The 12,662-nt window shown below is 75.5% G+C and carries 8 protein-coding genes; 1 reads left to right on the forward strand and 7 read right to left on the reverse strand.

Features of this window, described 5'->3' with window-relative positions; all coding sequences use genetic code 11:
- Nucleotides 1-17: 17 nt before the first annotated feature.
- The 5 genes from ABZ495_RS21380 to ABZ495_RS21400 all read right to left on the reverse strand — a co-directional run bounded on the left by ABZ495_RS21380 (nt 18) and on the right by ABZ495_RS21400 (nt 6,391).
- Entirely contained in the window at nt 18-782 is a 765-nt protein-coding gene (locus ABZ495_RS21380; RefSeq protein ID WP_359837453.1) for an RNA methyltransferase, read from the reverse strand.
- Between the two features lie 188 nt (nt 783-970).
- Nucleotides 971-3,115, reverse strand: coding sequence for an FUSC family protein (locus ABZ495_RS21385; RefSeq protein WP_359837455.1), 2,145 nt, complete (start codon nt 3,113-3,115; stop codon nt 971-973).
- Nucleotides 3,116-3,125: 10 nt separating this feature from the next.
- Entirely contained in the window at nt 3,126-4,403 is a 1,278-nt protein-coding gene (locus tag ABZ495_RS21390; protein WP_359837457.1) for an HTTM domain-containing protein, read from the reverse strand.
- A complete protein-coding gene (locus ABZ495_RS21395) occupies nt 4,400-5,065 on the reverse strand; it encodes a DUF5819 family protein (protein ID WP_329488828.1) in 666 nt (221 codons plus the stop codon). Before ABZ495_RS21395 ends, ABZ495_RS21390 begins: the two co-directional genes overlap by 4 nt.
- A gap of 162 nt (nt 5,066-5,227) precedes the next feature.
- Nucleotides 5,228-6,391, reverse strand: coding sequence for a rhodanese-like domain-containing protein (locus ABZ495_RS21400; protein WP_329488827.1), 1,164 nt, complete (start codon nt 6,389-6,391; stop codon nt 5,228-5,230).
- A gap of 305 nt (nt 6,392-6,696) precedes the next feature.
- On the opposite strand from ABZ495_RS21400, the gene ABZ495_RS21405 reads away from it, so the two are divergent.
- On the forward strand, nt 6,697-9,480 hold the full coding sequence (locus ABZ495_RS21405; protein WP_359837459.1) for a SpoIIE family protein phosphatase: 2,784 nt from the start codon (nt 6,697-6,699) through the stop codon (nt 9,478-9,480).
- Between the two features lie 86 nt (nt 9,481-9,566).
- On the opposite strand, the gene ABZ495_RS21410 is transcribed toward ABZ495_RS21405, so the two are convergent.
- Both ABZ495_RS21410 and ABZ495_RS21415 read right to left on the reverse strand, forming a co-directional pair.
- Nucleotides 9,567-10,343: a hypothetical protein gene (locus ABZ495_RS21410; protein WP_359805885.1), complete on the reverse strand. Its 777-nt coding sequence runs from the start codon at nt 10,341-10,343 to the stop codon at nt 9,567-9,569.
- A gap of 205 nt (nt 10,344-10,548) precedes the next feature.
- A complete protein-coding gene (locus tag ABZ495_RS21415; protein WP_359805970.1) occupies nt 10,549-12,318 on the reverse strand; it encodes a phosphatidylglycerol lysyltransferase domain-containing protein in 1,770 nt (589 codons plus the stop codon).
- Nucleotides 12,319-12,662 lie beyond the last annotated feature (344 nt).

Consider the following 12,662-nt stretch of genomic DNA (forward strand, 5'->3'; position numbering starts at 1 on the left):
CCCTCCCGGTGCCCGCCCTACCGGGCAAGGCCGGGCGGGCGGCCCGACATCCAGTGGAAGAGACCCATCGCCACGCTGGTCGCCAGGTTGAAGCTGGAGACGCCGGGCTGCATCGGCACCGCGACCAGCCGGTCCGCCCGCGCCTTCAGCTCCGCCGAGACCCCGTGCCGCTCGGTACCGAAGGCCAGCAGCGCGTCGTCCGGCAGGGCCACCGTCCGGATGTCCGAGCCCTCCGGGTCCAGCACGTACAACGGGCCGGCGGGCAGCTCGGGCAGCTCCAGCCGCTCGACGGCGGTGGCGAAGTGCAGGCCGGCGCTGCCCCGCACCACGTTCGGGTGCCAGGGGTCCAGGTCCCCCGTGGTCACCACGCCGGTGGCGCCGAAACCGGCCGCCAGCCGGATCACCGCGCCCACGTTGCCCAGGTTGCGCGGATTCTCCAGCAGCACGACCGGCGCCGTCCGGGGGCGCCGGCCGAGGGCCGCCAGGTTGGCCGCGCTGGTCGGGCGCCCGGCCAGCGCGATCACCCCGGTGGGGTGCGGCCTGGGCACCAGCGCCCGCAGCGCCGCCTCCGGCAGCTCCACGGCCAGGGCGGCCACCGCGGGGCCGACGTCCTCGGCCAGCTCGGCGGCGAGCGCCAGCAGCGCGGCCCGGTCGGCGGTCAGCACCTGCCGGACGTCCCCGCCGAAGCGCAGCGCGTGCTTGAGCGCGTGGAACCCGTCCAACAGCACCGTGTCCGGCGCCGCCGCGCCCGCCCGCCACTCCCGCACCCGCTCGTCGTCCATGACGCCCACTCTGCCACCCCCGCCCCACCGCCCCCGCCGGGGCGGCCGACCGCCGGCCGAGGCCCGCAGGTGCCCGGCCCGCCACGCCGCTCCGACCGGCGGCTCCGAACGGCGGCTCCACGACGTGCCCGCAGCGTGCCCGCCGGCCCGCCGGACGGCCACCGCCCGACCGCCCGCGGCTACCGCGGCTACCGCGCCGTGGACTCCTGCGCGCGCTGCGCCGGGGTGGCCGAGGCGCCCCCGCGCAGCGCGCGCTCCAGGTCCTTCAGCGCCTGGAGCAGCAGCCGGCTGCTGGTCCGGACGACATCGCGCTGGACGCTCGCCGGCGCCTGCGCCAGCCGGTCCTCCAGCCCGCGCTGCGCCTCCCGCACGGCGTCGAACTCCACCGGGCGGTCGGTGAGCAGCGCGGCCGCCGCGAGCGCGGTGGCCAGCCGCAGTTCCTCGGCGAACTCGGCGGCGCCCGGCACCGGGTCGGCGTCGGCGGTGGGCAGGTGGGCCTCCAGCAGCACGGCGACCCGGCCCAGGTGGCCGACCGCCGCCCGGGCCCGGTCCAGCTGGCGGCGGCTCACCCCGGGCAGCCCGGAGGCGTGCCGGCCGGGCTCGGCGTCGGCCCGCTGCATCGCCTGGAGCAGCTCGGACCGGGCCTCCCGGGAGTCCAGCAGCGCCGAGCGGACCTCCCGCCCGCGCGGGGCGCCCGGGTCCTCGTAGACGGCGAGCACCGCGGCCGCGTAGCGCCCGGCGGCGGCCAGCCACTCGGCCAGCCGCTCGCCGAGCCGGGCGGTCTGCCAGGTGGGGAAGAGCGCGTAGGCGAGCAGCGCGACGGAGCCGCCGAGGAAGGTCAGTCCGACCCGCTCGAAGGCGGTGACCAGCGGGTTCCCCTCCTGGAGGCCGAGCAGGAAGACGACGTACGAGGAGATGCAGACCGTCATCAGCGCGTAGCCGGTGCGCAGTGTGAGGTACGCGCCGCCGATGCAGAGCACCGCGAGCGCGGCCAGCACCCACTCGCCGGGGTGGGCCAGCTGCACCACCAGGGTGGAGACCGCGACGCCGACCATCGTCCCGGCCAGCCGGGCCACGCCCCGGCTGTAGGTCTGCGCGAAGTCGGGCCGCATCACCATGGCGGCGGTCATCGGGGCCCAGTAGCCGTGCTCGAAGCCGAGCAGCCGGGCGAGCAGGTAGGCGAGCACCACGACCGCGGTGATCCGGACGGCGTGCTGGAACACCGCCGAGTGCGGCTGGAGCTGGCGCCGCACCGCTCGCAGGGCGACCGGCAGCATCCGGGAGAGCGGCGGTTTGAGCAGCGCCCCGCCGGCGCCGACCACCGGCGTGCTGATGGTGTCCTCGTCGCCGCGCTCCAGGGCGTCCGCGGCCTTGCGCAGCAGCCCGGCCAGCCGGCGGGCGGCCCGTCGGCTGGCGCCCTGCAGCTCCGGCCCGTCGGCCGGGGCGGCCAGCGTGAGCGCCGGTGCGGAGCGGGGCAGCTGCAGCGGATCACCGGTGCGGACGGCCCGCGCCAGCGCGTCCATCGCCTCGGCGGCGGCGGCCAGCACGGCCCGGGCCCGGTCCCGCTCGGGCCCCTCCTCGGGGGCGCCGACCTTGGGGTCGGCGATCGCGGCCAGGGTCGGGCGGACCCGCTCGGCGATGCCGCGCAGCCCGCGCAGCTCGGGCGGCCGGCGGCGGTCCTGCCAGGGCGTCAGCGCGGCCGCGTGCCGGGCCGTCATGAACGGCGCCGGGTCGACGTGCGCGGTCGGGTCCTGGCGCAGCCGGCGGGCGTAGTCGGCGAGTTCGGCGTAGGTGTCGGCGAGCGCCTCGCGCTGGGCGGTCCAGCTGCCGATCGGCCAGAACGTGATGACGGCCGCCTGGACGACGCCGCCGAGGGCGCAGACCAGCCCGTGGCCGAGCGCGGCGGGCACGCTGACCGGGAGCTGGACCACGACCAGCATGACCGAGAGGGTGTTGGCGGCGACCACCCCGGCGGTCGGCCCGATCGCCCAGGCGAGGCCCGCCCCGAAGGACCAGACCGCGAGCAGCACCGGGAACGCCCCGTACACCCCGGCCGCCAGGTACCCGAGGAAGGTACTGGTGCCGAGACCGATCCCGGCCGCGACGGCGAGCGTGGGCCGGGGGCGGAAGCTGCGCTGGAAGGTGGCCGTCCCCGCGATGAACGCGCCCATCGCGGCCGAGGTGGCGAGCCGGGGCCCGCCCAGGGCCAGGGTCGGGAAGAGCACCAGGGCGACGGCGACGGCCCCGCGGGCCGCGCGTTTGGGGTCGGTGAGCGCCCGGTCCAGGGTCAGTCCGGTCCGCGCGGTGTCTCGGAGTGCGGCAAACCAGGACATAGCGGTCAGCTTAGGGGAGCGGCTCCGTCCGGGAGCGGAGGCTCCCGGCACGCGCCACCAGGCTCCGGGACCGTACCGCCAGGCCGCCGACGCGCGCGGCGGCCCAGCGCAGCACCCCGGTCGGCAGGAAGACCGCGTCCGCCGCGACCATCGCCAGCGAGAACACCGGCAGCCCCAGCAGCACCGCGATCCCCAGGTGTTCGGCCATCATCACCGCCAGCAGCACGTTCTTGATCCGCCGGTCGACCAGCGTGAACGGGAACGCCACCTGGAGCAGCACCGTCCCGTAGGAGACCAGGAAGACCGGCAGCAGGGCCGAGCCGACCAGCCCGGACAGCGCCGGCCAGGGCGTGAAGTAGTCCAGGTGCAAGGGGTAGTAGAGCGCGGTGCCGTCCTGCCAGCGCGAGCCCTGCACCTTGTACCAGCCGGCCGTGGCGTAGATCAGCACCACCTCGGCGGCGATCACCAGCATCGCGCAGTTGTGCACCATGTTCGCCAGCGCGTCCAGCACCGCGCGCGGCTCGCCGTCCGGCCGCAGCCGCCCGAGCAGCCACCAGAGCCCGGCCACCGCCCACAGGCCCCAGAACACCGGCGCCCAGCCGACGTGCGGGAAGGTCGCGGCCGTCCAGGTCAGGCTGTCCCCGGAGAAGTCGCCGAGCTGGCAGACCAGCAGCACCGCCCCCAGCACCGCCCAGAGCAGCACCCCGCTCCGCCCGGGGGCCGGCCGCCGGGCGTCCAGCGACCAGACCCGCGCGCAGCGGGTGAAGACCAGGTAGACGGCCATCAGGTGGACGACGTTGTCGCCGCCGTCGCCGAGGAAGACGTTGCGGTTCTGCAGCGACAGCACGGTGACCAGGAACAGCACGGTGCTCGCCCTGGTCCGCCAGCCCAGCAGGACGGCGAGGGCGGCCAGCACCGCCAGGTGGTAGACCAGCTCGAACCAGAGCCGCCCGCCGAACCACGGCAGCACCGTCAGCGCGCCGTTGTCCGCCAGCAGCCGCTCGGCCAGGTCGAGCGACCACGGCGAGGTGTCGCCGTAGAGCACCCGCCGGTGGGGCCACTCGCGCAGCAGGAAGGCCAGCCAGACCAGGCCGAAGCCGATCCGCACCGCGGCCGCCTGGTGGCGCCCGAGCGCCTGGCCGGTGAAGGCCGCGAGGGCCCGCCCGAGGGCGGCGCGGGGGCCCGCACCAGGCCGTCCGGGGGCCGGGAGCGCCGGCGCCTCCGGCCGCGGCTGCCGGGGGATCCCGTCGAGCAGCTCCGGCCCGACCGTCGGGGGCACGTCGCTCACCCGAGCCCCCGGAAGTCCTCGTCGCCCACCGGCCACCACGGCAGCTCGCGGACCTTCGGCGCGGGCGGCGCGGCCTCCCCGCTCCAGTCCGGCGGCGGGACGGTGGCGGCCGTCACCCGGAACTCGATCTGCAGGATCCGCTCGCCGTCGACGCTCCGGCCGATCCGCTGCAGCGCGATCCGCTTCAGGTACTGCTCGGCCAGCTTGCCGCGCGGGTTGGTCAGCGAGTCGTCCTGCGCGCTGTGCGAGCCCTCGTAGAAGTCCCAGGCCCGGCGGAGCAGGTTCTGGTCGGCGTGGCTGGGCGCGGGGTTGCCGCGGATCGCCGCGACGTCCCGGGCGGTCAGCCCGGTCCAGTCGTGGGTCCTGGTCGCACCGCCGTCCGCGACCGTGCGCACCCGGGCGTCCAGACTGACGTTCTGCTGGAGCGGGTTGGGGGCGAACAGCTTCCAGTTCTGCTCGAACTCCGGGTACACCAGGCCGTCGACCTGCTCCCGGTACTCCCGGGAGGCCGAGTTGGCCGGGGCCACGTGCAGGAACACCGCGGCGAGGAAGAGCCCGGTGCCCGCGACCAGCACCGCGCCGGCCACCCCGAGCACGGCCAGCGCCGGCCCCGACCAGGGCCGCCCGGCGGGCGGCGCCCCGGTGTCCTCGGTCCCGGCCATGGCATCGTCTCCCCAGCCTCCGGCCGGGAGGGGTCCCACCCTGCCGGACGTACGCCGCCGGTCCCGTCCCGGCTCGGTCGAGCGCCCATCCTGCCCTACCCGGGCGCCGGCGGTCCCGGCGGCGGCGGGGGAGGCGGCCGCACCGCGCCCCCGGAGGACGGACTAGAGGACGAAGGCGTCCCGGCCGTCGCTGCTCACCATCGGGCGCCCGGCCGACTCCCACGCGTACATCCCGCCGTCCACGTTGACCGCGTCCCGGCCGTTCTGCACCAGGTACTGGACGACCTGCGCGGAGCGCCCGCCGACCCGGCAGAGCACGTAGAGCCGCTCGTCCGGCAGCTCGGCGAGGCGGGCGATCACCTGGCCCATCGGGATGTGCAGCGCGCCGTCCACGTGGCCGGCGTCCCACTCGTCCTGCTCGCGGACGTCCAGCAGGGCGGCCTCGGCGGGGACGGCGGCGGCTTCGGCGGTGGGGATCTGCGGGAACATCGTCTGACTCTCCTGGGGCTCGGTCCGGTGGGCCCCATTGTCTCCCACCGGCTGTCCGCCGAGCAGCCGTTCCAGCTCGGCCTGCTGGGCCGCGGCCTTGGCCAGCAGCTGGTCGGCGAGCTCCTCCAGCAGCCCGTCCGGGTCCTGCGGGGCGAGCGCGAGCAGCTGGCCCATCGCGGTGTTCTCCAGCCTGACCTGCTCGGTGGCGGTCTCGGCGATCTTGGCGGTGAGCCACTCCAGCCGCCGGCGCAGCCAGCCGAGCCGGTCCGGGGCGTCCACCGCGGGCGCCGCCTCGGGGGCGGTGGACCACTCGGCGGCCAGGCCCTCCAGGGCCTCGGTGTCGCCGTACGCGTAGGCCTCGTTGACCCGGGCGATGAAGGCCGCCCGGCGCAGCTGCTCGGCCGGGTCGGTGGTCAGGTCGGGGTGGGCGCGACGGACGAGCTCGCGGTAGACCCGCTGGGCGTCCCGGCCGGGCCGCACCCGGGCCGGCGCGGCCGGCGGCGCGGTGGCCGCGTCCTGCTCCTGCACGCTGTCGAACAGCGCGTCCAGGTCGGGGAGTTCGTCCACCCGCAGGCGCGCCTCGGCGGCCCGCCGGAGGTCCTCGGGGTGCCCGGTCCGGGTGGCCACCGTCTCGGCGATCAGCGCGTCCAGCTCGTCCAGCCGGGCGTAGAGCGGGCCGAGCAGCTGATGGTGGATCAGCGCGAAGTTGTCGATCTCGACCCGCAGCGTCTGCGTGTCGACGTCCATGGTCAGCCAGGCGAGTTCGGCGGCGGCGACCCGCTCCTCCAGCTCCTGCTGCTCCGGATCCGTCCAACGGGCGGGGCTCTGCGCGGTCACGTCTCGCCTCTGTCTCGTCCTGCCGGCTCGTCCTGCTGCCGTGCCCTCCGCCGTACCGGGAGCGGCACGCCCGCCCCGCGGGGCGGCCCGGCCTGCCACCCTACCTCCGTGCGCGCTGCTCCTCCCGGGTGGACGGGGAGCGCGGCCGGCGGCGCACCCCCGTGCCGCTCAACTGATACTGATGAATCTCCCCGTTTCGCTATCGAGCCCGGCCCGGTCCGTGCTTCGCTGGTACGCACAGCGTGCCTCCTCCAGAGAGACGGCCACCTCCAGGCGTGGCGGCCAGGCGGGAGCAGACCGAATCCATGGTGGACGAGCCCAACTCAACACCGCGTCCGGCGGCCGGCACGGCCGGGTCCGGGGCCTTACCGGGCGACCAGCCCTCAGGGGTGGTCGCGGTGGTCCGGCTCGCCCTCGTCCTGGTCGACCGGACGGGCCGGATCGCGCAGTGGAGCAGGTCCGCCGAGGAGTTGTTCGGGCACCGCGCCGACGTCACCCACGACCGCCCCGCCTCCGGCCTGCTGCCGGCCGTCGAGCCGCGCAGCGTCCCCGGCCCGGCCGCCGCCCCCGCCGTCCGGCACCGACGCGACGCGCTGGACACCCTGGCCGAGCTGACCTCCGGCGGCCGTCCGTGGGCCGGGCAGATGCCGGTCGTCGACCGCGAGGAGCACCTGCGCGACGTGCTCTGGTGGGCCTATCCGCTGGCCGGCCGGACCGGCGGGCTGCTGGCCCTGGCCGCCGACGCCCGCCCGCTGCGCTCCACCGGGCCGCGGCTCGCGCTCGGCGAGCGCCTGCTGCCGTTCGCCGCCACCCCCGCCGCCCGGGGCGGCTTCCACCGGCTCACCGCCGCCCTCACCGCGCCCGGCCGCCCGGTGCCCGAGCCGCTCGCCCGGCTGCTGCCGGCCGGCTCCGGCGACCGCCCGGCCGCACTGCTCGACGCGCTCGCCCGGGCCGGTCTGCCCGCCCTGCGGCTGGACGCCGGCACCGTGCTCCCCGTCCTGCCGGCCGATCCGCAGGCCGGCACCGCGCACGCGGCCGCGGGCATCGGCCGCCGCTACCCGACCGCCCAGCAGCGGGCCGCCCGGCTCGGCCCGCCCCCGCAGCCCGAGCAGCCCGCCCCCGGCCGGCGGCCGGCCGGTCCACTGCCCGTCCAGCGCGAGGCCGCCGACCGGCCCGCCACCCCGGCCGCCCGGCCCGCCGGCGCGGCCTCGGCGGCCGCCCCGGCCGTCCCCGCCCCGCCCCGAGGAGGCGCCACCATCGAGCAGGCCGCCGTCGAGTCGTCCGCCCCCGGGCATCTGGTCCACCGCGGTGACCAGGCCCCGCCCGGGGCCGTCCCCTCCCCCGCCGAGGCACCGTGCGGCACGGGCGCCGCGTCGGGCGCCACCGGCTCCGGCGGCCGGCTCTCCCCGTTCCTGACCAACGGCCAGGCCGGGGAACAACTGGCCCTGCTGGGCGAGGTCGGTGGCAAGGTCGGCACCACCCTGGACCTCGGCTTCACCGCGCGCGAGCTCTGCCAGGTGCTCGTCCCCCGGGTCGCCGACTTCGCCTGCGTCGACCTGGTGGACGGCCTGATCTCCGACTCCGAGCTGCCCGAGGCCCGGCCGGACGACGACACCATGCTGCGCCGGGTCGCCCTGGCCAACAACGACTCGACCGGCCAGTGGGACCACGTCCTCGCCGAGGGTTCGCTGGTCGCGATGCCCCGGCACACCCCGCCCGGGATGGCCCTCCAGCTGAACCAGCCGGTCCTGGTCCCGGTAATCAGCGAGGACGTCGCGGTCGACTACGCCGCCGCGCTGGGCGGTGTCCGGCTCGCCCCGGTGGTCTCCGGCCGCTCGATGCTGGTCGTGCCGCTCTCCGCCCGGGGCACCGTGCTCGGCATCCTCAAGCTGCTCCGGCTGCCCGACCGCGCCCCCTTCGACGAGGGCGACGCCGCCACCCTCAAGGAGCTGGCCGCCCGCGCCGCGCTCTCGCTGGACAACGCCCGCCTGCACCGCGCCGAGTCCAAGGTCGCCACCGTCCTGCAGCGCTCGATGATCCCGACCCGCCCGCCGCAGATCCCCGGCGTGCAGATCGCCCACCGCTACCTGCCGGGCGACTCCAAGGCCGAGGTCGGCGGGGACTGGTTCGACGCGATCCAGCTGCCCGGCAGCCGGGTCGCCCTGGTGGTCGGCGACGTGATGGGCCACGGCCTGCACTCGGCCGCCGCGATGGGCCGCTTCCGCACCGCGATGCAGACCCTCGCCGCCCTGGACCTGCCGCCCGGCCAGCTGCTGCGCCACCTGGACAACCTGGCCCAGAAGCTCGGCGACGACCATCTGGCCACCTGCCTGTACGCGGTCTACGACCCGATCAACCGGACCTGCGAGCTGGCCAGCGCCGGCCACGTCCCGCCGGTGCTGGTGCACCCGGACGGCACCGGCGAGCTGCTGGAGATCCCGGCCGGCGCGCCGATCGGCGTCGGCGGGGTCCCGTTCGTCGCCAAGACCATCGACGTCTCGGACGGCTCGATGCTGGTGCTCTGCACCGACGGCCTGGTCGAGGTCAGGGGCGGCGACATAGGTACCGGGCTGGCCGCGCTCTGCGGCAATCTGATCGACCCGCAGCGCAGCCCCGAGGAGGCCTGCGACGTCGTCCTGGACCGGCTGCACTCGGACGACCGCAAGGACGACGTCGCCCTGCTGGTGGCCCGCTTCGACGGCGTCGCGCCGACCGAGGTGGCCACCTGGGACCTCACCGTGGACCACCGCGAGGTCAGCCGGGCCCGCGCGCTGGTGCGCGAGCAGCTGACCGGCTGGCACCTGGAGGGGCTCCGCGACACCACCGAGCTGCTGGTCAGCGAACTGGTGACGAACGCCGTCCGGGTCGCCCGGGACCGCGTCCAGCTCCAGCTGATCCGGGTGGACAAGCTGCTGGTCGAGGTCAGCGACGACAACCACAACCTGCCGTCGCTGGAGCCCGCCGAACAGCTCGGCGAGACCGGCCGCGGCCTGACGCTGGTCACCAAGCTCGCCGAGCGCTGGGGCACCGCCCGCAAGGCGGTCGGCAAGGTGGTCTGGTTCGAACTGCCGCTACCGCCCACCGGCTGAGCGCCGGGGGCGGGCCCCCGCCCGCGCCCGGCCGACCGGCCCCGCCGGACAGCTCCCTCACGCCCCGCACCGGCCCCCGGCGTCCCCTAGGGGATCGCCGCGCCCGCCGACCGCCGGCGCCGGGCCTCCGTGGCCACCTCGATCGAGGCGGCCGCGGCCACCGAGGCCGCCGCGCCGACCCCGGCCAGCACCCGCGGCCAGAAGTCCCCGAACACCTCCACCGAGACGGCGATCAGCAGCGCGGTGATCACCGCGACGACGTGCTCCAGGCCCGCCAGGTTCGGCAGCACGACCGCCTCACCGACCATCAGCGCGACCACCACACCGGCCGTGAACCAGGCCCGGCAGCGGAACGCGATGCAGATCGCCAGCGCCACCACCGCCGCCGAGGGACCGGTGTCCCGGACGTACGCCACCCACTTCGGGAAGCCGAACATGTGGTCCGGACCGATCGCCACACCGACCCGGGCGAACAGCGTCCCGGCCAGCGTGCAGGCGTAGGCCACCACCAGGGTGAGCCGCCGCCCGAGCACGATCTCGGCGATCCCGAAGACCACGAACACCTGGGCCAGCGCCCCCCAGACCGGCAGGTCCAGCGCCGGCACGTACAGCGAGAGCGGTGTGCGCAGCAGCGAGACGTCCAGCGGCAGCGCCGCCTTCACCACCCCGATCCGGGTGACGAACCGCTCGCCGCCCGGCAGGTGCTGCACGATGCTGAACAGCAGGATCAGCGCGGTCGCCGCCGTCGACAGCGGAACGGCGGCGAACTTCTTCGCCACCAGCCGGTCCCGGACCGTCCCGAACAACGTCCCCCACTCGGCGACAGCGGCCGCACCGGCAATAGCCAGCGGCCCCTTTCGCACGCCCCCCGCGTGGGTCCTGTAAATCACAACCGTCTCTCCAAATCCCCGAAGCCGCGAACGCCTTCTCGACCACTCCAACATTAGAAGCCGGTTAATCAATCCACATCGGCATAAAAGTGGAGCGGCCTCATCCTCTGGGGGGAGAGAAACCCCGATGGCTCCCCCCATCCGGACGACCGGCCCCCTCCGCCCCCCGGCGGAGGGGTTACCCCTTCCCGTCCCGCGCGGCCGCCGGCGGGCGGGGCGCCGTGCCGGCGCTCCCCGCGTGCCGGCGACGGAACAGGGCGGGCAGGCTCGGCGCGGTGATGAAGCCCTCGGCGCGCGCGCTGGCGATGCCGATGCGCGGAATCTCGCTGCTCTTCTCGAACAGCAGATAGCGCGGTTCCCAGATCGGCCGGTACTTGGCGTTGGCCCGGTACAGCGATTCGATCTGCCACCAGCGCGAGAAGAAGCCCAGCACCGAGCGCCAGAGCCGGAGCACCGGCCCCGCGCCGAGGCGCGATCCCCGCTCGAAAACGGAACGGAACATTGCGAAGTTCAACGACACCCGGGCCAGCTGGACCTCCTCGGCGCGCTGCAGGAGTTCGATCACCATGAACTCCATCAGGCCGTTCTCGGTGTCCCGGGCCCGGCGCATCAGGTCCAGCGAGAGCCCGTCCGCGCCCCACGGCACGAAGCTCAGCAGCGCCTTCAGCTCGCCGTCCCCGTCGTGGCACTCCAGCATCACGCAGCGCCCGTCGCCCGGGTCGCCGAGGCGGCCGAGGGCCATCGAGAAGCCGCGCTCGGTCGCGCCGTCGCGCCACTGGTCGGCCTTGGCCACCAGCTGGGCCATCTCGCACTCGGGGATGGACTCGTGGCGGCGGATCCGCACGGTGTACCCGGCCCGCTTGACCCGGTTGTAGGCCTGGCGGACCACCCGCATCGCCCGGCCGTCCAGCGAGAACTCGTCCAGCTCGACGATCGCCTCGTCACCGAGCTCCAGCGCGTCCAGCCCGTGCCGGGCGTAGATCACCCCGGCCTCCTCGGAGGCGCCCATCACGGCCGGCGCCCAGGCGTGCTCGCGGGCCTCGGCCAGCCAGGCGTCGATCGCGCCGGGCCAGGCCTCCGGGTCCCCGATCGGGTCGCCCGAGGCCAGCGAGACCCCGCCGACCACCCGGTAGGTCACCGCCGCCTTGCCGCTGGGGGAGAAGACCACCGCCTTGTCCCGGCGCAGCGCGAAGTAGCCCAGCGAGTCCCGGTCGCCCTGCTTCTCCAGCAGGCCGCGCAGCCGCTCCTCGTCCTCCGGGGTCAGCAGCTCCTTGTCCTTGGGGCTGCGGAACGCCACGTAGAGCACCAGCAGGAAGAGCACCCCGCCCATCGCGTTGATGACGGCGTTGACCCAGGTGGGCGCGGAGATCACGGAGCGCAGGTGCTCGGAGGGCGTGATGGTGATCATCCGGCCGACCGAGTAGCGGAAGAGGTCCCAGAATCCGGCGCCCTGGGCGCCGTTGTTCGCCCAGACCAGCAGCGCGCCGACCACCCCGCCGAAGGCCAGGCCGCCGACGAAGGTGGCCGCCGCGGTCTTCGGGTTGGAGCTGTCGCCCTTGGAGGTGAACTCCTTCCGCCCGACCAGCAGCGCCAGCACGAACGCACAGGTCAGCACGGTGGAGATGTAGTTGAGCGGGTGCCGGTTGAAGCGCTCGTCGGGCAGCGCCATGGCGGCCAGGTAGAGGAACGCGAACAGCCCCGCCAGCGCGATGTTGAAGATCCACGCGGCCCGCTTGCGCCGACGCATCGCGATCGCCAGGAAGACCGACAGCACCGCGGTGCTCAGCCCGGCCGTCATCAGGTAGGGGGTGAAGTACTCGCCCTCGTTGTGCGTCTCGACCTGGTCCCGGAACGGCACCAGCAGCACCGTCACGAGGTTCAGCAGGGCGATCAGCCGCAGGTACCAGACGGTGGCCGCGGCGGCCCTCGGGCGCCAGCGCTCCAGCAGGCCGGCGGGCCGGGGCCCGGTGGACGCGGCGGACGGCTCCGGCTTCACAGTGGACGACACAGCTCAATTCCAAACGATCAGATGGTGGGGCGCATCCGCACACAGGCCGGCGCCGGGCATCCGTGCGCCCGACGGACTGACCGGCGACCCTGGCCATGACCGGAAACCGGTGAGGGGCAGCCGACTCCATCGTTCCGCACCCCGGGTGAGGATGACGTGAACCCGGTAGCCGATTCCGCCCCCCGCCGAACGGCGGGGGTGTCCACCCAGCGGCGGCGTTCGGCACCCCGCCCCCGCTGGCCCTAGTCTCGAAATGCTCAAGCACACCGCAGCGAGCGGACCGG

The sequence above is a fragment of the Kitasatospora sp. NPDC005748 genome (genome assembly GCF_040630735.1).
Classification (GTDB): Bacteria; Actinomycetota; Actinomycetes; order Streptomycetales; family Streptomycetaceae; genus Kitasatospora.